Genomic DNA, 20,761 nt, shown 5'->3' with positions numbered 1-20,761 from the left:
CTCGATTGCCTCGCCAGTCCGCACCCGAAACGGCGCATGAACATCGCACCGCCTCAACCTTCCGCTAACATTGAAAGCTTTATCGCCCGTTGGTCCGGCGGCGACGGCGGGCAAGAGCGCGCCAATTATGCCTTGTTCCTTGCCGAGCTTTGCGATGTGCTAGGAGCGGCGCGTCCCGATCAGGCTTCGCACGACGCCTCGACCAACGCTTATACGTTCGAGCGCGCCGTAACCTTCCGCGAACCGGACGGCTCCAAATCGGCGGGCCGGATCGATCTCTATAAGCGCGGCTGTTTCGTGCTGGAGGCCAAGCAAAGCCGCCGCCCCGGCGCGGCCAAGGCGGCGCCCGAACAAGGCGACCTGTTGGCGGCGGAAGAAATCGACGCCACGCCGCGCGGCAAGCGAACCGCGACGCGGGCATGGGACGTGCTCATGATGAGCGCGCGGCGGCAGGCGGAAGATTACGCCAAGGCCCTGCCCGTCACTGAAGGTTGGCCGCCCTTTCTGATCGTCTGCGACGTTGGCCATTGCTTTGAGATTTTCGCGGACTTTTCCGGCCAGGGCAAAAACTATGCGCAATTTCCCGACCGGCAGGGCTTTCGGATTTATCTCGAAGACCTTCGCGACGCCGAAGTCCGCGAACGCCTTCGCCTGATCTGGCACGATCCGCATAAGCTGGATCCGACCAAGATCGCCGCCAAGGCGACAAGAAAAATAGCCGAACGGCTGGCCAAGGTCTCAAAGCACCTTGAAGAGGCGCGGGACAAGGACGGCAAACCGGTTCATGACCCGGAAGCCGTGGCGCTGTTTTTGATGCGCTGTCTGTTCACGATGTTTGCCGAAGACGTTGAGCTTTTGCCCAAGGGCAGCTTTCGCGACATTCTGCAAAAATGCGTCGCCAAGCCTGAGCTTTTTCCGCGCCTGATCGGCCAGCTTTGGGAGGCAATGGATACGGGCGGCTTTTCCTATGCGCTCGAACGCGACGTGCTCAAATTCAACGGCTATCTGTTCAAGGACCGCACCGCCCTGAAATTGCCGCGCGAGGAAATCAGCGAGCTTTACGAGGCCTCCAAGGCCGATTGGCGGCAAGTCGAACCGGCCATTTTCGGAACCCTGCTTGAGCAGGCACTGAACCCGGCAGAGCGCCGCAAGCTGGGTGCCCATTACACGCCGCGCGCCTATGTCGAACGGCTTGTGGTGACGACCGTGCTGGAACCGCTCAAGGCGGAATGGGCCAATGTTCAGGCCGCCGCCGAATCCCGCCGCGCGTCTGGTGACCCCAAGGCCGCCAGAGCCATCGTGAACGCCTTTCACGACAAGCTTTGCGGCCTGCGCATTCTCGATCCGGCCTGCGGAACCGGAAACTTCCTATATGTCTCGCTTGAATTGATGAAGCGGCTTGAGGGCGAAGTTTTGGAGGCGTCCGCCTCTCTGGCCGAACAGGCCCGCTTCATGGGCTATGAGGCCAAGACAATCGATCCGCACCAATTTTTGGGGCTGGAGGTCAATCCGCGCGCGGCGGCGATTGCCGAGCTGGTTTTATGGATCGGCTATCTGCAATGGCATTTCCGCACGCGTGGCGGCGTCCCGCCTGAGCCAATCCTGCGCGACTTCAAAACCATCAAGGTCATGGATTCCGTTCTCGCCTGGGACGGTAAGGAACTGGCGCGCGACGAACAGGGGCGCCCGCTGGAGCGGATCGACACAGAAGGGCGTCAATTCGAAGTCTGGCGCTATCGGAACCCGAAACGCCCGGAATGGCCGACCGCCGATTACATAGTCGGCAATCCGCCCTTTGTAGGTGCCAAATATCTACGAGAGCGCCTTGGTTACGATTATGCGCAGGCCCTCTGGGCGGCCCATCCGCAAATGAACGAAAGCGCCGATTTCGTCATGTATTGGTGGGACCGCGCGGCGGAGCTTTTGACCTGCAAGGGAACCGCGCTTCAACGGTTTGGCTTCGTCACCACCAATTCGCTGAGCCAAGTTTTTCAGCGCCGCGTCATGGAACGGCATTTGAAAGCCAAAACGCCAGTTTCGCTATTGATGGCGATTGCCGATCATCCCTGGACCAAGGCGACGCGCGACGCGGCGGCAGTACGCATCGCCATGACGGTCGCGGCGAAGGGCAGGCAGGACGGCGTTTTGTTTGAGGTTGTGCGCGAAGAAGGCCTTGAGACCGATGCGCCACATATCGAGCTTTCGGAAAAGCGCGGAACGATCAACAGCGATTTGACGATTGGTGCCGATGTGACCAAGGCGGCGGCGCTGGCCTCCAATGATTTTATTTGTTCTCCCGGCGTCAAGCTGCATGGCGACGGCTTCATTGTCACGCCCGCCGAAGCCGAATATTTAGGGCTTGGACGGCGGCCTGAACTGGAAAAGCATATTCGGCTGTATCGCAATGGCCGCGATTTGTTGGCCACGCCGCGCGGCGTCATGGTCATTGATCTTTTCGGCCTCGAACAAGACGAAGTCCGCCACCGCTTCCCGGAAGTTTATCAGCACGTCCTGGCCAGTGTGAAAGAGAGCAAGGACGCGCAAGGTAGGCCGAACGGGCGCGACGTGAACAATCGCGAATCCTACCGGCTGAATTGGTGGGTGTTCGGTGAGCCGCGTCGCGAGTTTCGTCCCGCGCTAGAGGGACTTTCGCGTTACATCGTGACGCCAGTAACTGCAAAGCATAGAATTTTTCAATTCATGCCTACTGCGGTATTATCAGATGATGCGCTAATGTGCTTTGGTCTTCACGATGGAGTGCAGCTCGGAATTTTGTCTTCTTATGTTTTTTTGATTTGGTTTAAAGCGAATAATTCAACTCTAGAAAATAGGCCTCGCTTCATCAAGTCTTCATGCTTTGATCCGTTTCCCTTCCCGTGGCCCTCGGAGGACTTGAAATCCGCCATTCGCGCCACGGCGGAAGAACTGGACGCGTTGCGCAAACAGGTTCAGGCGGAAAGCCCCAGCCTGACCCTCACGCAAATTTATAACGTGCTGGAAAAGTTGCGCGCCAGCGTCGCGCTCAACGCGGACGAAGAGGCGATCAAGACCAAGGGGCTGGTTCTGATCGTCAAGGAATTGCACGACAGACTCGACGCCCTTGTAGCGAAAGCCTATGGCTGGCCGGAAAATCTTTCAGACGAAGAGATTCTGCAAAAGCTCGTCGCCTTGAACGCCGAACGCGCGGCGGAGGAAAAGCGCGGCCTGATCCGCTGGCTTCGCCCCGATTATCAGATGCGGCGGGCGGGCGTCGCCGTCGCCACGGCGCCAAAGGTTAGGGAAGACCAATTGGAAGCCCCGCTGGTCGCGGCGGCGGCCAAGCTGCAAAAGCCGTCCTTCCCGACCGGCGATCTGGAGCGCACGGCGGCGGTTTTCGATGCGCTGATGGGCGCCAGCGCCCCACTGGACGAAAAAACCATTGCCAGGGGCTTCCGGCAGGGCGCCAAGGTCGAAGCCGCCATAGCCCGCGTTCTCGCCTCGCTGGCGCGCCTTGGCCACGTCCACTCCAGCGACGGCAAAACCTTCGCCCTCCGCCGCAGGGCCTAAGCCCGTTTGGTACGAAGTGCGCACGTTGGTACGCGCCCCCTACGGGCGCGAGGGCTGGGCTTGCAGAAAATTGAAGGGCCGGACCTGAGCCGGGCGAATGCCTCAAAGAATAAAGCAAATCAGAACATTTTAGGGGGTAAGAGGCTTGAGCTGTGCTGATGGTTTGCGCGATGGTTCGCGCCCCCAACGCGCGCGAGTGCTTGTGCGCACCGGACCGCGAACCGTTTGGCGATCTCCACCCGAAATATCAATCATATCACCGCTCCAGATGGCGGCTCGATCTGATCCCAAGCATCTGCAATCGTTGCGCACGCAGCCTCGGAATTCTTAAACCGGGAAACGGAGTTGGTCGGGGCCGGATAAATATGGCCTGACTGCGCATCGATGGTTAGGCAAAGGCGCTGCTCTGCCTCTGCTGCTTCGTCGGTAATGGTTCCCGGCAACCCAAGAACGCCGAACAATATGGCCGATTGCCATTCGCCTACCGCCGCAGGAAGGGGTTTTCCTTTCGCGTAGCGAAGCATGCCGCCACCGACCCTTATTTTGTTGGTCTTCGTTAATCTCCGAAGCTTGAATTGCAAAACAATGTTTAGCTTTGTGCCGCCCAATGATGCAACAATAGCTCGCCCGGGCGCTAATCGATCAGCCTCAGGAATATGCAATCTATCTGAAATAGTAGCGAAGCGTGTTATATAGTCAGCATTATGATCGTTTACATCGCGTTCAAAATCGCTGTCTGCCAACTTGTTTCTTATCCGATCCGCCTCGGATAGAAGGAAGTCATTATTTTCATAATCTCTAACGAAACGCGAAACGACGCCCTTAGCCTCGTCATGCTGAACGACTCTTGCGATAGGCTGATATTTACATCCTCTTAGAATTGTTCTTCTTGTGCGGTCGGATGCATTCATGTATTCTGCCAAATATCTTATTGTAATTTGTGGTTTTTTAACTTCGCGGTGAGTTTTATCGGAGGGCATGAAATCACTCCAAGAAAGGTAGCTTGCGATGGCGAATTTCTTTTTCAGCAAGAAGATCGGGGAGAATCATACGCTCTGTCTAGCCCCGTTGAGCGATCGGCTGTTGGCTGCATGTCAAGAAGAGGTGCCGGATCAAAGCGGATACTTTCTATTCGAGCGTCGGGAAGAAGGTGCTATCGAAGACGTGGAGATCATTGCGCGAATCCCCTCGGATGAAGCAGCGCTTCGTCTTAGTGCAATGATGGGAATGCATTAGCCCCCGCGTTTTTGTCCCGAATTTTCGATAGCGCTGCCGCGCGTGAGCCAGAAAGTCTGGGCCGTAACGCGGGCGAGGATGACGAAAATGGACCGAGAAAACGGAGTTTCGGAAGCGCTTTTGCGCGAGGCTCGAATTTTTGGCCCGCGAGAAAATAAACGCGGCCATGCGGATGGTTTGCGCCCCCAATGCGCGAGGCCACTGCGCAGGGAACTAAGCAAGCCCGACGCGCGAAGGCTGGTTTCCAACCGAAGTTGCCAGCTAGGTTTCCATTGCAAAGGCCAATGAAAATGCGCGCGCCCCACTGCGGCGATGAAGACAATTGAGGGTATTTTGAAGCGGGTTGAAGCGCGTGCCGTGCCGCCGCGATCCGGCCTAGCCGGAAAAATTGCGGGTATTTATGCGGGTATTTTGAAAATCGAATTATTTTTTTCGTAATTATATCATGTATTTATGTCGTCATTTCGATGCCGGCCAGGGCACCAAAAAGTCATCCAAAGCGGTCCAGAACCGTCCTGAACCCGGCGATGATCGGCCAACGCCCGAATGCGGAATTGGCGGCTTCGACATGAAGGGCGCGTGAAGGCGAAAACGCTGTGGAGATCGCTTGGGCGCGTCGCCGATCTGCAAGCCGCCCCGCTGCGGCGGGATCGAAAATGTGGAGCCGATCGGCGAAGACGCCGGCGCGCGCTCAATAAAGAGCTGCAAGATCGGGATTCTCGGCGGCGCGCTCGAGCAGGCGGCGATGGATCCTGGCCAGTACTTTTGGGGCCATGATTGGCGCCAGCCGGCTATGGACGAGAAACGTTCCGAAGGTCAGCTCTTCAATTGGGAGGGCGTATTGGAGATCGAGCCAGGCTTTGGCCTCCGCGCCCAACGTCGCCTCGTCGACGCCAGGCGCATATTCGGCGATGTCGCGGCTCTGATCGAAAACGCGGTCCGCCAGCACAAGGGTCGGCACGGTCATGTTCGGTTTAAGCCGCACATCGTCCGGTTGCTCGTGGCTCAGCCTGAAATGGATGTCGACGAAGACGCGCTTATAGGAGATGCCGCCCTCGGCGAGAGCAAGGCGCGCGATCATTGAATAACAAGAGGACGGCGCGTGATGAAGGCGCGGCTACGCTCCGTCGGTTTCGAGGGCTTCCGTCACGGCAGTTCCTCGCTGGAAGGGAAGGAAAACGAAATTCCGCGCGGTGACGAAAATCCCGCAGCCGGAAGGCTGCGGGATATGATCCAGCCCGGAAAAACAAAAGGCCGCTCGCGCATCGGCGGAGCGGCCTCCCGTCAGTTTAGCGGCACACAACCCGCCCCCAGCGGTCGCGCCAGCAGTGACGCGGATGGGGGCGCCATCCCGGCCCAGCCGGGCGGCACTGGACACGGCCCCAGCGGTCGCGCCAGCAATGGCGTCCTCCCCATTGCACGTTCGTGATTTCGGAGCCGCTTCCTGCGATCTGGGTCGCCGGCAGCGGAGAGACCGGCGCGGCGGAGGCGGATGTTGCGCCGACGATCAGGAGACCGGCGAAAGCGGCGAAAATGGCAAGCTTCGACATGGTTTCTGTCCTTTCACGCAACGCGAGCGTTGAGCGCACTCGGAACGCGTCGCGTCGCGTCGGGAGGTTCCGACGTCGCCGGTTAATAAAAGGTGAACGGCTCTTGCGACCATGCGCTGGCGTCCGGTGGCGCTATGCGCGGCGCGAATAGCCCTCCTGAAGTTCGCGCCCAGGCGGGTGAAGTCATAATCCATCCGCGGAAAAGCCGCCCGCTTTCGATGCGGACGGCCTACAGGTTCGTATTGGCTTTTTGGTCATGCGGCGCGGTTATCGCCAGTTTGGGTAGCGACGCGCGCCAGTTCGGCGTGGATTTTCCGCGCTCGACCGAATATCAACGATCCGGCGGCGCGCAAAGCGTTACTCCCAAAAATCCGGCCTCTTTGGGCGAACGCCCCAGTGCCAATCTCCGCCGCCGAAAAAGGGCTCTTCCTTGACGGTTTCCCGCGACGGGCGCGGGGCCGGATCGTTCGGCGCCGCCCTCGACATATTTTCGGCGCGGCAGAAGCGGCTCAAATAGGTGTCGATCGCCCTGTCGGACATTCCGAGGTCATGCAGAACTTCGAACGACATGCGATGCGCCCGCTCGCCAATTTCTGACGGCGCGAACGCCTCGCCAGCAGTTGTCGTGTCGGCGAAAGTGTCGCATTTCCTGTCAGAGCTAAAATTCTCGCTGGACATTTCACCGCTCCTCCCGGAGGCGGAACCGATTATATGACCTGAAACTGCGCCATGACGAGACGGCAAAGCTGCCTGTGATCTACCCCTTATTGCTTACGCCCTCCGAGCCGACAAAGGAATGCCGCCTCCCACCTGACCCAAATGGCGTTCGGCGAACCGCCGACTCCTTGATTCCAGAAGGCGAATTGGCGCCGGGTCGCATTGGCGATCTTTGCAATTTGTTAAGATTCGAGGGGCAGCCTCTGACGCAGTAAGCGCCAGGCCGCCTTGTCGTCATTGTGGGCGCAGCGCGGCGCGGAGCGGGAAACGCAGGTTAGCCAAATGCTGTCGCCGAAAGACCTGGCCGAACTGGAAACGATGCAGAACGATCTGGCTGACATGGCCGTCCGAGTCGGCGAATTGATGGAAAAAGCGAAGCCCGACCATTACGAAGGCGTTTGGTTCACGGTCGCCGAACGACTTTCGAGGGTCGAAAACGCCTTCAATGTTCTCGACGCGGTGCTTGTCCACGCCTGTATGGAAGTCGAGGGAGCCCTCCCGAAGGCGTTGAACTGGGATAACGTCGTGCAGTTCCGACCGGCGCGCGGAACAAACGAGGCTGCAAGCGCCTGACGGCCTGGCGGCGCGATTGCTACCGGCATATCCTTTTTTGAAAACCGCCAATGCCCGCCGCGCCCGCGCCTGCATCTCGCGCAGGATCATGGCGCAGCCGGACCTTCTCGCGACAGAAGCGCGCCATATCGGCCCACTCAAGGCCGCGCGCGGGAACCGAAATCCGATCCTGCCCTTCCCCCGATTTCCGTGAAAGGCAAATCGATGGTTTGGGCGTGAAACTCCCGACCGTTCGCCGCCGCCCCCTGCGCGACATGACAGCTTTGTTGCGTATCGGCCACAACGGGCGTTCTAAATCTCATCATTACAATTTTAGAGTTGCACTACGGCGCCTCGACGGACATTATTGGTTAATAAATAATTATTTTATGCTGCAAATAAGTTAAAGGCGGCCAGCCGGCGCGCTCAATGAAGTTGTAAAAATCTCATTTAAATTATCGTTCAGCTTGGATTTCGGTAGCGGCGAAAGGCCGGGTCGAAGTATTTTTGTTGGCGCGCGTTTTATGTTTGTTGCCTGTCGGCCCTGATTAGGGGCTAGGGCGAGTTTTGGTCGATGGCAAAATATAACAACGCGTAATTCAGGCAGTCGATCATTACTGATGATGTGAGTTCGGTTGTGATATTCGAATATTTTGATAAAAATATATCAATTAAAAGGAGCGTCTCAAGCGTCGTTGCGCCTCTGGCGCAATTTGTAGCTTTGGTAACCTGAGGGATATGCGATGTTGCCTGCCGATCAGTCGAGGCCAAACGGTGATGGGGGAAACTCTTTCTTCGCCAGCACGAGCGGCGCAACGATAGAAAACGAACGCCAGGACGCAAAATCGGATGCGCAGTCGGCGATTGTCATCATCGAGCGCGACGCCTTTCATCGTGATTGCTTGCTGTACAGCGTCGCCAGTCATTGGCCGGGCGAGGCTGGAGCTTATGCGAGCCTTTCAGAATTTGCGCAGGTTCACGCCGACAGGGGTCCGACGGTCGTATTATTGTCCAGCATTTCGCTGTCCCGGGGCGAGGCGGACGCCGAACTCGCCCTGCTGATGGATCTGGACCCGCCCGTGCGCTCGATGGTTCTGGCCAAGGCCGATGACCTCAACGAGGCTTATGCGGCCCTAAGCCTGGGGGCGAATGGTTACATCTCGATGAGCGCGGGATTTGAGGTTTTCATTCAGGCCCTGCGATTTGTCGCAGCGGGCGGCACTTATGTTCCGCCGCAATGCCTGCTGCTGGCCAGACAGGCTCAGGCGGTCGAGCCTGAACATGAGGCGGAGAACGCAATCACCGCTCGCGAGCTGGCCGTGATCAAGGCCATCCGTCAGGGCAAGCCCAACAAGGTGATCGCCTATGAGCTGAACATGTGCGAGAGCACAGTGAAGGTTCACGTGCGGCATATCATGAAAAAGCTTCACGCCAGGAACCGCACCGAAGTCGCGATCAAGGGCGCCGAAGTTGCGATGGCCGGCGCGAGCGCCCATTCAGCCTGATCGAATCCGACCACGCAGCCAGACTCTCCCGCCGCGCCGCTTCGAAAGTCGGCGCGTTGGGGCGGCGCGGCTCAGACCGACTTCAGCGCCTGATCGAGATCGGCGAGAATGTCGTCGATATGCTCCAGCCCGATGGAAAGCCGGACATAGCCGGGCGACACGCCGGTGGCGCGTTGGGCTTCTTCCGCCAATTGGGAATGGGTGGTTGAGGCCGGATGGATGGCGAGGCTGCGCGCGTCGCCGATATTGGCGACGTGGTAGAACAGTTTCAGTGCGTCGATGAACTTGCGGCCCGCATCGGCGCCCGCCGCCAGCTCGAAGCCGAGCAACCCGCCATAGCCGCCCTTGAGATAATGGTCGGCCCGGGCGCGGGTCTCGCCGGTCTGGAGCGACGGGTGGATCACATGCGTCACCTCCGGGCGCTTCGCCAGCCAGGCGGCGACGGCGGTCGCATTCTGGCTATGGCGCTCGATGCGTAGCGGCAGCGTCTCCAGCCCTTGCAGGGTGAGGAAGGCGTTGAAGGGCGAGAGGGCGGCGCCGAGATCGCGCAGCAGGGTCGTGCGCGCCTTGATGATATAGGCCACCGGGCCGATCGGCTTGACGGCCTGGGTCCAGACCGCGCCGTGATAGGACGGGTCGGGCGTGTTGAGCGCGGGCTGGCGTTCGGGGAATTTCTCCCAGTCGAAATTGCCGCCGTCGATAATGACGCCGCCGATCGACGTGCCGTGGCCGCCGATGAATTTGGTGGTCGAATAGACCACGATGGCCGCGCCATGGTCGAGCGGCCGCGCCAGGATCGGCGCCGCCGTATTGTCCACGATCAAGGGAATGCCGAATTCGCGGCCGATGGCGGCGACCTCGGCGATGGGAAAGACCGCGAGTTTGGGATTGGGCAGGGTCTCGGCGTAATAGGCGCGGGTGCGGTCGTCGGTCGCGCGGCGGAAGTTCTCCGGGTCGGCGGGATCGACGAAGCGGACTTCGATCCCCTGGTCCTTCAGCGTATTGGCGAAGAGATTCCAGGTGCCGCCGTAAAGGTCGGTCGAGGAGACGATATTGTCGCCGACGCGGGCGAGGTTCTGGATGGAATAGGCCGAGGCGGCCTGGCCCGAGGCGACCCCCAGCGCCGCGACGCCGCCTTCCAAAGCGGCGAGGCGCTGTTCAAGGATGTCCGTGGTCGGGTTTCCGAGCCGGGTGTAGATATTGCCGAGTTCCTTCAGCCCGAAGAGATTGGCCGCATGTTCCGTGTCGCGGAACTGGTAGCTGGTGGTTTGATAGATCGGCGGGGCCACGGAGCCGGTGGCTGGGTCGGCGCGCCAGCCCGCGTGAAGGACAAGGGTTTCGGGCTTTTTGGACTCGACCGCCATGATTTTTCCTCAATAATTATCGTCGGCTTCGCCCGGCGCGGGCTGCGGCGGCAAATAGCTCCGCGAGGGTGCGGCAGGGTAAGGCGAGGAAGAAAAATATTTTGTTTAGTAAAATAGTCAACTATTAACTTCGCGGTTCCTCCCGCTCAATTTTCGAGAATGTCCCGAAAGGCAGGCTCCCCGCGCAAGGCGTCGAGAACTTCCGCGCGCAGCGGCGAATCGCCGACGGCCCGGGCGACGACCACCGCGCCGACCATCGACGCCAGCATGGCGACGGCGCGTCGGCGCGCTTCCAAGGGATTTTCTGCCGGATCGCCCGCCGAACCGCCGTTCAGGTCGGCGGCGAAATTGGCGGCGAGCTTTTCGGCGCCGGCGGCGAGCGCCCTGGCGCTCTCGTCGGAACGGGCGGCCTCTGCGCCCAGGGCCGCGATCGGGCAGCCCTTGCCGGGATTGTCGACATGGGCGCCTGAGAGATAGAGCGCGACATAGGCCTTCAGCGCCTCGCGCGCGGAAAGGCCGTCCCGGGCGACGAGGCTCTCGGCCTTTTCATCGAGAGCCTGCAGCAGGACCTCGGCGACCAGCGCCTCCTTCGACGCGAAATGGCGGTAGAAGCCGCCATGCGTCAGGCCCGCCGCCGCCATGATGTCGGCGAGGCCCACGCCCAGGCCCCGCTCGCGCAACAGTTTGGCGGCAGTCTCGACAATATTTCTGCGGCTTTCGGCGGCGGCTTCCCGGCTCTTGCGCATGATGTGTTCCGTTCGCTTTCTTTTTCGCGCGTGACTTCACGGGCGGGATATCTGACTCCCGGCCTGCTCAGACGCAAGAGGCGGCGCTCATGAGGGAAAGCATTTGCCGAAGGCGGCGAGCAGGCGGGGCGGTCCCTTGAGCCGCAGCGCTCCGGTCGCCAGCAGCCGGAACAGCGAGATTTCCTTGTTGAGAAAGCGCAGCCAGCTCTCGCCGCGCGCGGTCACGCGGAGGTTGGGCTCCAGTTCGTGGCCGGGCAGAACCTGCAATTTGCGATTGTCGATCACCACCGTGGCCTTGGCGGCTTGCGGGCCGGTGAAGGTGAAATGATAGACCGCCTTCAGTCCCGCCGCCTTGCCAGGCTGGAAGGACAGGCCCATGCCGAACAAAAAGCCCTCGATCGATGTGGCGCGGGCCGCAGGACGCACCCAGCGGATTCTCTTGTGCGGGAAGCGGCGCGCGACATGGTCGGCGGCGTCGGTCTCCCTGACCACGAAGACCGGCTCGGTCCGCGCGGTCAGAGGATCGACCACGTCGCGCAGATATTGGCCCTTGTCGGCGCGATAGGCGCCGATGACGTCCTCGCCGGCGGGGCAGACCGCGAGGCAATAGGCGGCGTTGTAATTGGGGCCATAGGACAGGCTCTGCCAGCGCTGGACCGTTTCGGCATAGCTGACCTTGCTGCGGAAATCCGCCACCGAGCGGCTGCCCGCGACGTCCTCGACGAAATTGACGAAGCCGCCCATGAATTGCTGGTAATTATGGGTGAGGCAGGCGGAGAAATCGAAATAGCCGTCCGGCTTCAAGGCTCCGACCGGGCAGGCGGCGACGCAGAGCTTGCATTCGAAACAGGGGTTGAAGTCCAGCGGGCGGGCGAAGGAATCGCATTCGGCGGCGATCAGCACGGTGTCGAGCAGGACGAAACTGCCGAATCTGGGATGGATGAGATTGCGGTGCAGTCCCATCCGCCCAAGGCCCGCCGCCTCGGCCACCCGCTTGTGGGAGACGACCCAGCCGCGTTCGCGCGGAAAATTGTCCATCTCCATCGGGAAGGCCATGGCGGGGTTCAGCGCCCGGATTCCGCGATCCTCCAGCCGCCGCACGATCGCGCGGGCGATATCGTCGATCGCGTGGCCGGCGCGGTGAAACTCCAGATTGGAGATCGAACGGGCGGGGGAGCGCACCGACTCGCGGTTCATCCGTCCGACCACCGCCAGCAGGCTGCGCGTCGCGGGAAAAGCGGCGAGCACGCTGGCGCGCTCGGGCGCGAGCGCGGGGTGGTCGATCGGGACGAGGCCGCAATCGTCGGCCCCGCAGTCGCGCGCGATCTGGAGGAGTTCGGAGGAAGACAGCGGAGCGGGCGGCGGCGAAGCGCCCTGGATCATCTGTTCCGGCGAGGCGAGGGTCATGGCGGCGCATCCCTGAGGCTGACGAAAAGATGATAATCAACATCTAAAAAAGATGTCAACCATCATCTTCCTGTCGCGCAAGGTCCCGCTTGGTTCCGTCTAAGCTGAAATCCGTTCCTTCAGCGCGGTCCCAGCGGCCCGCGCAGAGTGCGCTGGGCCAGTCCGAAGCCCCAGAACCACAGCGCCGCTTGCGGCAGGAAGTAGAAAATCTTGGCCGCCTCGAACAGGTCGGGCTGAGCCGAAAGCCGGATCGTGAAGGCCAGGCCCTCGTCGCGCGCCGGCTGCGGCTCCAAGATCTCGACCCGGGCCGGCTCCGCCAGTCTGGGCGCCTGCGCCACCCAGGAATCCGCGCCGGCTTCGACGGCGGCGAACTTGGGCGCGGGAGCCGGCGTCGGCGCCGCAGGCCCCGCGCCCGCGGCGGGAATGCTGATCTGAATGGTCTTCCGGCTCATGCCGCCAGCCTTTCCTTGTTGGCCATGATCAGTTCGGCGAGGCTTTGCAGTTCGCGCGCCGCCTCGCTGCGCGGCGCCGCCTCAAGAACGGACAGGCCGCGCGCGGCGCTTTCCGCATAAATCACGCGCTGGACCAGGCCGACGTCGAGCACCGGCGTCTCCGGGAATTGCGCCAGCGCAGCGTGGAAATCGCGCCCGATTGCGGTATTGGCGATCTTGCGGTTGATGAGGAAGGCCGAGCGCAGGCCCTCCTTGAATTGCTGGGCTTCGCGGATCAGCTGGACCGTCTCGGCGGCGGCCCAGACGTCATAGGGCGAGGGCTGCACCGGAATGAGCGCCAGATCGCTGGCCATGATCGCGGCGCGTCCGAGTTCGTTGACGCGCGGCGCGCCGTCGATCACCACAATGTCGTAATTCTTGGCCAAAGCCGGGATTTCACGGTGCAAGGTCGGCTTGGCCATGCCAACCACGACGAAATCGGGATCGACCTGCCGCGCGGCGGACCAGGCCAGCGCGCTGCCCTGCGGGTCGGCGTCCACCAGCAGCACCCGGCGTCCGGCGCGGCTGAAGCAGGATGCGAGATTGACCGCAACCGTCGTCTTGCCGACGCCGCCCTTCTGATTGAGCACGCCAATGATCATGGGGGCCGCCTTTTGCAAGCGCGCGTCGGGTCGGAAGTCCGCCTTCCGCGCTGGATGGGGATCAACGCCAAACTCAGGCGGCGACGGACCGCCTCCGCACGAACGCAAAAGCACTTGCACGCGAATCACTTGACGCGACCGCGTTCGCAAGGATTTCCACAAATCCGCGCTTTGGCAAGCTTTGCGGCGGCTTCGCCTGTGCAAAGCCCTTATGAATCAGGAATAGGCGGCCATGTCCTGGCTGATTTCGATGGCGTGAACCACCGAGCGCGCGATCCGCGCGTTTTCCTCGGGGAAGCCGCCGTCGCGGATGAAACGCGCGAAGGTCGCCAATTCGTCGGCCAGCGCGTCATGCGAGTCGATCTTGTATTCGGCGGTCTTGGCGGCGGTGAAATTATCCGCCGCGACCCGCGCCAGCGAACTCGTTTCATAGACGCTGACGGTGGCGGACAACTCGTCCAGTTCGATGATCCGGCCGTCGAGCGTGACGGTCGCGGTGCGCCGCCGCTCCGAGGCGATCCAGCTGCTCTCGACATGGCCGGTCATGCCGCCGTCGAATCGCATGAACATCTGCGCCTGCGCCGCCGGGCAGCGGCCATAGGCGCGCTGGGCGTGGCGCGCGGAAACCGGATTCTGGCCGGAGACGAAAAGCGCATTGGCGATGTCATGCACGGCGAGGTCGAGCAGCACGCTGTTTTTCTGGATGCGGCCGATTCCACGCCGGCGGGCGTCGAAATGCAGGATCGGACGGTCCGATTCCGCGACCAGCTTCTTCACCAGCAGAATGCCCGGGTTGAACAAGGTGGTGTGGCCGGTCATGGCCACCAGCCCCTTGGCGCGGGCCAGCGCCGTCACGCCGTCGCAGGCGGCGGAGGTGACGGCGAGCGGCTTGGCGACGAGGACGCTCTTGCCTGCGTCGAGCGCGGCCCGGGCGAAATCGGCGTGAGTGTCGTTCGGCGTGGTGATGACGCAGGCCTGAACGGTGGCGTCGTCCAGAATGGACTCAAGGGAGGGCGCGGCGTCGGCCTGCGCCATCTTGCGTCCGTCATGATGGTCGAAAGTGCTTTTCAGGGTGAAATCGGGCAGGCCGCTGACCTTGTTGGCGAGGGTCTGCCCCCAGGGGCCAAGGCCGATGACGGAAATATTGATGGTCATGTTCGCCCTTTTTCGCGCGTCGGGAGAATTGCCGGGGCTTTCCAGCCGAGGCCGGGAGTTTCTGACCGAAGCGATGTTATTTGATCAATGAGCCGCGCGGCGGGGCCGTCGCCTGTGGCGGGATGCGGCGCGGCAGGCCTTAGCATGGCGACAGGCCGCCGCGCCAGCCCCGGGTCGCGGCGCCCTGCCTTTTGTCTAGTGACGCGGCGCGATTCGCGGCGTATAGGCCGCGCAGCGGCGCGCCAGCGCCCCCTGCCCAGCGCCCCTTGCACGGAGGATTTTGCCAAATGTCTGCGCCCATGATGCCCTTCATCGACCTCGCGGCGCAGCGCGCGCGCATAGCGGACAGGATCGACGCCGCGGTCCGCAAGGTCGTCGCGTCTGGCGCCTATGTCATGGGGCCCGAGGTTTTCGAGCTGGAAAAGCAGCTCGCCGCTTTTTGCGGCGCGAAACATTGCGTCTCCTGCGCCAGCGGCACCGATGCGTTGACCATGGTCCTGCTCGCCAAGGGCGTCGGGCCGGGCGTCGCCGTGCTTTGCCCCAGCTTTACCTTCGCCGCCACGGCCGAAGCCGTGGCTCTTCTCGGCGGAACGCCCTTTTTCGTCGATGTTCAGGAAGACACGTTCAACATGGACCCGGCCTCGCTGGAAGCGGGGATCGCCGAGGCGCGCGCGGCGGGGCTCAATCCCGTCGGCGTCATCTCCGTCGACCTGTTCGGCCAGCCGGCGGATTACGACTCCATCGAAAAGATCTGCGCGCGCGAAAAACTGTGGCTGCTCGGCGACGCCGCCCAGGCCTTTGGCGCGAGCTATCGCGGCCGCAAGCTCGGCACGTTCGGGCTGGCGACCACCACCAGTTTCTTCCCGGCCAAGCCGCTCGGCGCCTATGGCGACGGCGGCGCGATCTTCACCGATGATGACGAACTCGCCGCCGTGCTGCGCTCGGTGCGCGTCCACGGCCAGGGAACGGACAAATATGACAATGTGCGGATCGGCGTCACGGGGCGGCTCGACACCATTCAGGCCGCGATCCTGATCGAAAAGCTGGCGATCTTCGCCGATGAGATTGCCGCGCGCGACGAAATCGCGGCGCGTTACGCGGCCGGCCTGCGCGAGGTCGCAATCCCGCCCGCGGTCGCCCCGGGCTGCCAATCGGTCTGGGCGCAATACACCATTCGCCTGAGGCCCGGACAGCGCGACGGTCTCGTCGCCGCGCTGAAAGAGGCGGGCGTTCCGACCGCCTGCTATTATCCGGTCCCGCTGCATCGCCAGACGGCCTATCGGAAATATCCCGCCGTCGGCGGCAAGCTCGCCGTGACCGACCGCCTCGCGGAGGAAGTCCTGTCGTTGCCGATGCATCCCTATCTGAAGCCCGAGGCCCAGCAGCGCGTCATTGACGCGGCCAGAAAGCATCTCGGCTGAACGAGACCGGTCAAAAAAAGTACCCGCCGCGATTCCTCAGGAATCACGGCGGGTTTTTGATGCGCGATTGCTGGCGCGAAGGCGCTGCATTTACTGTTGGCCTAACCTTTGACAGGTCAAAGGTTGAGGCGCCCGGCGGCGTCAGCCGCCGCCGCGCCAGTCGGCGCGGATACCAAGGGCATTTTCAATGTGCTTGGTATTATTTCTTCTCGATCTTGGCGCGTTCGATCGCCTGAAGGATCAGGCTCTTGGCCTCATCCGCGTCGCCCCAGCCGGCGAACTTCACCCACTTGCCGGGTTCGAGATCCTTGTAGTGGCAAAAGAAATGCTCGATCTGCTTCCAGGTGATCTCGGGCAGGTCGGTGTAGCTCTTCACATTGTCGTAGCGCTTGGTGAGCTTGGAGCTCGGCACTGCGATGATCTTTTCATCGCCGCCGCCTTCGTCCGTCATTTTCAGCACGCCGATCGGGCGAACGTTGATGTAGGAGCCCGCGATGAGCGGACGCGTGTTGCAAACCAGCACGTCGCACGGGTCGCCGTCTTCCGACAGCGTGTGCGGAATGAAGCCGTAATTGCCGGGATAGCGCATCGGCGTATAGAGGAAGCGGTCGACGAAGAGCGTGCCTGCTTCCTTGTCCATTTCATACTTGATCGGCTCGCCGCCGATCGGAACCTCGATCAGGACATTCACGTCGTCGGGGGGATTTTTGCCGATTTTGATGGCGTCAAGACGCATTGCGCTCTCCGGTGGTTGCGTTTGCCGCCGCCCATTTGTCAGGGGCGGCGGCAAAAGGCAACCCGAACTTTCCGCCCATGCCAGGCGGGTTCCGAACGTGGTTTCCATCAATGGGAAAGGCCTGCGTCGCCGCCGTCAAGGCGCGGGAGGGCCAAAGCCGAAGGCGAGGCGGCCAAGCTTCTCTGCGCCGAAATATTCGCTGGCGCGGCGAACCTCCTCGCCGCCGTGACGGCGATAGAAATCCACGGCGCGCTGGTTGTCGCTGAGCGTCCAGACCAGCATGGTTTCGAGGCCGTTTTCGGCGAGATCGCGGCGCCCCGCGCGGAACAGCCGCGAGCCGAAGCCGAGGCCCTGGCAGTCCGGCGAGAGGTAAAGCTCGAAAATCTCGCCGCCGAAAGGCAGAGACGTGGCGCGGCTGCGTCCATAGGAGACATAGCCGCCGATGGAGCCGTGCAGGGCCAGAACGAGAAGCCGGCTGCCCTGCAGCACCGCCGAGCGCCACCAGTCCGGTCCGCGCCGCGCGATCAGGCGCTCCAGTTCGCGGCCGGGGATCAGGCCGCGATAGGCTTCACGCCAAGCCGCGTCGTGGACGGCGGCGATTTGCTCGGCGTCGCCCGGCATTGCTCGCCTAATGGTGATCAGCGCCTGAGACATGGACTGATGTTAAGTCCAAGGGCCCGCGCCTTGCAAGAAAACTATTTTTAATCCGCCCAATGCGCCGGGCCTACCTCAATTGAAGTGGAACCGGATATTCGTGCTGGTCGAAAAACGCCCACCGGGCGGCGGAGGCGTGTGGATTCCGCTCAAGGTCGTGCGCGCGGCGGCGTCGAGAACCGGATTGCCGGAGGAATGGGTGATCGACTGGCTGATGACCCGCCCCGACGGACCGACCGTGAAGGCGACGCCGACGGCGCCGGTCGCGCCCGCGGCCCGCGCGGCGGCGGGATAGAAGGTGCGGCGGCGGATTTCGGCGGCGAGCAGGCCGGAATAGGCCGCCGGCGACATCGACGACGCCTGGGTTGAGCCGCTGGCCGCGCCGCGCTTCAGCTCCTGCCGCGCTTCCTGCGCCTTGCGGCGGCGCTCGGCGGTCTCGTGCTCCTCCCGCGCCTTCTGGCGCTGGTCGTCGCGGGCCGCGACGGGTTTGGGCGGCGGCTTTTTCTCGACGACGGCCGGAGGCGGCGGCGCGACGGGCCTGGGCGGCTCGACCGGCAAGGGGACCGCCTCGGGAACGGCGACCTGCGGCGGCGGCGGGGGAGGCTCGACTCGCTCGGCTTGCTGCACGGGCGGCGGCGGCTCTTGTGGCAGTTCCTGCGCGGCCATTTCCGCGGGCTTGACCTCTTCCTGCTTCTTCTGGTCCTCGGCGGCGTCGCCGAGCGGAACAAGCGAGACTTCAACCGTGTCCAGCGGGGACAGGGCCGCCGGCCTCCCCTTGACGGCGACGAACATCAGGCTGTGAAAAGCGAGAATGAGCAGCAGCGCCAGCGGCCGCAGCCAAGGCGGCCGGACCATGTCGCGCGGCTCCGCCGCCAGCATCGGCCCGCCGCCGGAAAGGGCGCCGGCGACGCTCATTTTCTGGTCTCCGGCGCGGGCGGGGCGGGAGGCGCGTCGGCCTTCTTGCCCGAATCCCTGCCGGTTTCGGTCACGATGGCGATATGGGTGATCCCATTGGTGGCGAGCTGATCGAGAATCGCCACCATCTGGCCATAGGGGACGTCCTTGTCGCCGCGCAGATGCACGACGCGGCCCGCATCGTCGCCAAGCTTCAGTTTGACCAATTGCACCAGATCCGCCGCCGCGACCGGCTCGGCGCCGACGGCGAGGCCGCCGTCGTGGGCGACAATGACGACGACCGGCTCCTTCGGATTGAGCGGACGCGCCGCCTGGGCCTGCGGCAATTGCACCTTCATGCCGGCGGTGAGCAGCGGCGCGGTGATCATGAAAATGATGAGCAGCACCAGCATGACGTCGACCAGCGGCGTCACATTGATCTCGGCCTGCGGGCGGTAAAAGCCGGGGCGGTTGGAATCGGACGGCGAAAAGCCCATCAGGCGGCCTCCGCTTCCGCCTGCGCCCCGGTTTGGCTCGCCACGACCGGATCGCGCGTCAGTTCGACGGCGCGGTCGGCCGCACGGTTCATCAGGCCCTGGCCCAAGCGGGAAAAGGCGGCGCCGAGGCGATTATAGCCGATGGCGGCGGGAATTGCGGCGGCGAGGCCGTAGGCGGTGGCGGCGAGGGCCTCGGCGATGCCCGGAGCGACCACCGCGAGGCTGGTGTCCTTGGAGGCGGCGATGCCGACGAAACTGCCCATGATGCCCCAGACCGTGCCGAACAGGCCGACGAAGGGGGAGACCGAGGAAATCACCGCGAGATTGGCGAGGCCACCCTCGGCGCTGGTCAGAAGCTCCAGGCTGGCCCGGGTCATGTTGTCGGTCACCCGCTGGCGGCGTTCAGACACCGTCTCGCCGGCGATGCGGATGCGGGCCTCCTGGGCACCCTGCGCCTCAATGGGCGCGAGCAGATGGTCGGAATGTCCGGCCTTGGCGTCGCGCAAGGCGCACGACAGGCGCCGCAGGCCGAACAGGCTCTCGACGATCAGCAGCCAGCACCAGATCGAGGCGACGACCAGCAGGACCATGACCGCCTTGCCGACGAGCCCCGCCTGCAGGAACAAACCGATCGGGGACAGCGAAATATCTTCCATGGGGACTTCCAAGCGTTTCCGTTGCGGTTGTGATGGGTCTCGTCGCCCTTCCGCATTTTTGTGAACTTATACCGCTTTTTGCGGAAAGACAGGGGCGCCAAGGGGCAAAGCCCGCGCGTCTTGGCGTTTCCCGGCCGCGGCGGGAAAAAATCCCGATTTTCGAGGGAAACAAGCCCGCGCCCTGAGCAAGAAATAAGGATGCGGGCGGGCGTGCGTCAAAACGGGCCGCCATCGGCCAGCCGCCGGAGGGCGGCGCGATCGAGGATCGTCAGCTTCTGACTGGTCTCGATCCGCATGATCCCGTCCCGCCTCAGCCGGGAAAAGGTTCGGCTGACCGTTTCGAGGGCGAGGCCCAGGTGGTCGGCGATTTCGTTCCGCGTGACGGGCAGATCGATGCGGACCGGCGGGTCGGCGTCTTCGCCGGCAAGATCGAGAAGAAAGCCCGCCAGCCGTTCCGTCGCCGTCTTGCGCCCGAGGGCGGTGGCGAGGTTGCGAAGGCGATGGACCTCCCCAAACAGGGCGTCGGCGAAGCGCGCGGCGTTCAGCGCGACGGCGCTGCTCCCGTTGCTGTCGTGACGACGGACGATGGAATCGCGCAAGGCGATCGCCGCGCAATCATGCGCATCGCTCCAGGTCAGGCCGATCACGCGGCCCGCGCCCGCGATGTCGAGAATCTGCCGGCGACCGTCCGGCAAAAGGCGCGTGATCATCAGGACGCCTTGCGTCACTTCATAAACTTTTCCCGCGTCTTCGCCGGGACTGAACAGGGCGGTGCGCGCCGCGAGATAATGCAGGTCCGGCTCCGGAAGCGGGACCGCGGCGCCTTCGCCAGCGGCGGCCGCCGGGTCGAGGCGCATATCCAACTTCGCCGCCAACTCCGCCGCCAACTCCGCCGCGATGTCCGGCGTTATCGCAAAACTGGCTTCCATGAATTCTCTCCAATGACGGAATCGCGCCGGCGCTGGCGAGCCGATGGCCGCCGCGCCGCGCAAAAAAGGCGTCCCGGGCGCCGCATCGCCATGCGAGGGCCCG

At 62.8% G+C, this 20,761-nt stretch carries 19 protein-coding genes and 1 pseudogene; 3 read left to right on the top strand and 17 right to left on the bottom strand.

Annotated features, from left to right (window positions below; translation table 11 throughout):
* Positions 1-36: 36 nt before the first annotated feature.
* Positions 37-3,546, top strand: a complete 3,510-nt coding sequence (locus QM467_RS13000) for a class I SAM-dependent DNA methyltransferase (RefSeq protein ID WP_283366758.1) — start codon at positions 37-39, stop codon at positions 3,544-3,546.
* Between the two features lie 251 nt (positions 3,547-3,797).
* Here the strand turns inward: QM467_RS13000 and QM467_RS12995 are convergent, their stop codons facing one another.
* The 5 genes and pseudogenes from QM467_RS12995 to QM467_RS12975 form a co-directional block, all read right to left on the bottom strand.
* The gene (locus QM467_RS12995; RefSeq protein ID WP_283366757.1) at positions 3,798-4,577 is read right to left on the bottom strand and encodes a hypothetical protein; all 780 of its coding nucleotides are present in this window, start codon (positions 4,575-4,577) and stop codon (positions 3,798-3,800) included.
* Between the two features lie 896 nt (positions 4,578-5,473).
* Positions 5,474-5,881, bottom strand: a pseudogene (locus tag QM467_RS12990) (glutathione S-transferase N-terminal domain-containing protein); the annotation flags it as partial.
* 190 nt (positions 5,882-6,071) lie between these two features.
* Positions 6,072-6,332, bottom strand: a complete 261-nt coding sequence (locus QM467_RS12985; protein ID WP_283366756.1) for a hypothetical protein — start codon at positions 6,330-6,332, stop codon at positions 6,072-6,074.
* Positions 6,333-6,689: 357 nt separating this feature from the next.
* Positions 6,690-7,010: a hypothetical protein gene (locus tag QM467_RS12980; RefSeq protein WP_283366755.1), complete on the bottom strand. Its 321-nt coding sequence runs from the start codon at positions 7,008-7,010 to the stop codon at positions 6,690-6,692.
* A gap of 273 nt (positions 7,011-7,283) precedes the next feature.
* On the bottom strand, positions 7,284-7,712 hold the full coding sequence (locus tag QM467_RS12975) for a hypothetical protein (protein WP_283366754.1): 429 nt from the start codon (positions 7,710-7,712) through the stop codon (positions 7,284-7,286).
* 896 nt (positions 7,713-8,608) lie between these two features.
* On the opposite strand from QM467_RS12975, the gene QM467_RS12970 reads away from it, so the two are divergent.
* Complete coding sequence (locus QM467_RS12970) at positions 8,609-9,106, top strand: LuxR C-terminal-related transcriptional regulator (RefSeq protein ID WP_283366753.1); 498 nt, start codon at positions 8,609-8,611, stop codon at positions 9,104-9,106.
* 71 nt (positions 9,107-9,177) lie between these two features.
* On the opposite strand, the gene QM467_RS12965 is transcribed toward QM467_RS12970, so the two are convergent.
* The 6 genes from QM467_RS12965 to QM467_RS12940 all read right to left on the bottom strand — a co-directional run bounded on the left by QM467_RS12965 (position 9,178) and on the right by QM467_RS12940 (position 14,871).
* Positions 9,178-10,470: an O-acetylhomoserine aminocarboxypropyltransferase/cysteine synthase family protein gene (locus QM467_RS12965; protein ID WP_283366752.1), complete on the bottom strand. Its 1,293-nt coding sequence runs from the start codon at positions 10,468-10,470 to the stop codon at positions 9,178-9,180.
* 146 nt (positions 10,471-10,616) lie between these two features.
* Entirely contained in the window at positions 10,617-11,216 is a 600-nt protein-coding gene (locus tag QM467_RS12960) for a TetR/AcrR family transcriptional regulator (protein WP_283366751.1), read from the bottom strand.
* Positions 11,217-11,303: 87 nt separating this feature from the next.
* Entirely contained in the window at positions 11,304-12,623 is a 1,320-nt protein-coding gene (locus tag QM467_RS12955; protein WP_283366750.1) for an SCP2 sterol-binding domain-containing protein, read from the bottom strand.
* Positions 12,624-12,742: 119 nt separating this feature from the next.
* A complete protein-coding gene (locus QM467_RS12950; protein WP_283366749.1) occupies positions 12,743-13,075 on the bottom strand; it encodes a hypothetical protein in 333 nt (110 codons plus the stop codon).
* Positions 13,072-13,716: a ParA family partition ATPase gene (gene parA / locus QM467_RS12945; protein WP_283366748.1), complete on the bottom strand. Its 645-nt coding sequence runs from the start codon at positions 13,714-13,716 to the stop codon at positions 13,072-13,074. Before parA ends, QM467_RS12950 begins: the two co-directional genes overlap by 4 nt.
* A 216-nt stretch (positions 13,717-13,932) precedes the next feature.
* Positions 13,933-14,871 carry a Gfo/Idh/MocA family protein gene (locus QM467_RS12940; protein WP_283366747.1) on the bottom strand — a complete coding sequence of 313 codons (939 nt, stop codon included), beginning with the start codon at positions 14,869-14,871 and terminating at the stop codon, positions 13,933-13,935.
* Positions 14,872-15,158: 287 nt separating this feature from the next.
* Here QM467_RS12940 and QM467_RS12935 point away from each other — a divergent pair, with 287 nt between their 5' ends.
* Positions 15,159-16,292, top strand: a complete 1,134-nt coding sequence (locus QM467_RS12935) for a DegT/DnrJ/EryC1/StrS family aminotransferase (protein WP_283366746.1) — start codon at positions 15,159-15,161, stop codon at positions 16,290-16,292.
* A gap of 199 nt (positions 16,293-16,491) precedes the next feature.
* On the opposite strand, the gene ppa is transcribed toward QM467_RS12935, so the two are convergent.
* From ppa to QM467_RS12905, 6 genes are all read right to left on the bottom strand, one after another.
* A complete protein-coding gene (gene ppa / locus QM467_RS12930; RefSeq protein WP_283366745.1) occupies positions 16,492-17,028 on the bottom strand; it encodes an inorganic diphosphatase in 537 nt (178 codons plus the stop codon).
* A gap of 135 nt (positions 17,029-17,163) precedes the next feature.
* Positions 17,164-17,682: a GNAT family N-acetyltransferase gene (locus tag QM467_RS12925; RefSeq protein ID WP_283366744.1), complete on the bottom strand. Its 519-nt coding sequence runs from the start codon at positions 17,680-17,682 to the stop codon at positions 17,164-17,166.
* Between the two features lie 75 nt (positions 17,683-17,757).
* Positions 17,758-18,597: an energy transducer TonB family protein gene (locus QM467_RS12920; protein WP_283366743.1), complete on the bottom strand. Its 840-nt coding sequence runs from the start codon at positions 18,595-18,597 to the stop codon at positions 17,758-17,760.
* The gene (locus QM467_RS12915) at positions 18,594-19,073 is read right to left on the bottom strand and encodes an ExbD/TolR family protein (RefSeq protein WP_283366742.1); all 480 of its coding nucleotides are present in this window, start codon (positions 19,071-19,073) and stop codon (positions 18,594-18,596) included. The genes QM467_RS12920 and QM467_RS12915 overlap by 4 nt, the downstream gene beginning before the upstream one ends.
* Positions 19,073-19,729, bottom strand: a complete 657-nt coding sequence (locus QM467_RS12910) for a MotA/TolQ/ExbB proton channel family protein (protein WP_283366741.1) — start codon at positions 19,727-19,729, stop codon at positions 19,073-19,075. Before QM467_RS12910 ends, QM467_RS12915 begins: the two co-directional genes overlap by 1 nt.
* 215 nt (positions 19,730-19,944) lie before the next feature.
* On the bottom strand, positions 19,945-20,658 hold the full coding sequence (locus tag QM467_RS12905; protein ID WP_283366740.1) for a helix-turn-helix domain-containing protein: 714 nt from the start codon (positions 20,656-20,658) through the stop codon (positions 19,945-19,947).
* Positions 20,659-20,761 lie beyond the last annotated feature (103 nt).

This window comes from Rhodoblastus sp. 17X3, from assembly GCF_030056575.1.
Taxonomy (GTDB): Bacteria; Pseudomonadota; Alphaproteobacteria; order Rhizobiales; family Beijerinckiaceae; genus Rhodoblastus.
This window is presented reverse-complemented; position numbering and strand designations above follow the sequence as displayed.